We start from the raw sequence: 244 nt of genomic DNA on the forward strand, positions 1-244 counted from the left end.
GCTACAGTTTGATAAAGTTTACTGTGAAGGGATTACAGCTATTACTTTGCAAGACGTCAACTACGCTGAAGAGCTTGGCTATCGCATCAAGCATTTAGGCTTTGCTGTACGCCGTGAAGGCGATGGCTCAGGTGACAACAGTACGGCGGGTATTGAGCTGCGCGTCCACCCGACGCTTATTCCACAAAATGCCCTACTTGCCAACGTCAATGGCGTAAAAAATGCGGTACTGGTCAACTCTCAT

1 pseudogene is annotated in these 244 nt (G+C 48.4%); it reads left to right on the forward strand.

Annotated features, from left to right (window positions below):
• Positions 1-244, forward strand: a pseudogene (locus tag BTV98_RS13355) (homoserine dehydrogenase); the annotation flags it as partial.

It is taken from the genome of Psychrobacter sp. Cmf 22.2, assembly GCF_001921745.1.
Classification (GTDB): domain Bacteria; phylum Pseudomonadota; class Gammaproteobacteria; order Pseudomonadales; family Moraxellaceae; genus Psychrobacter.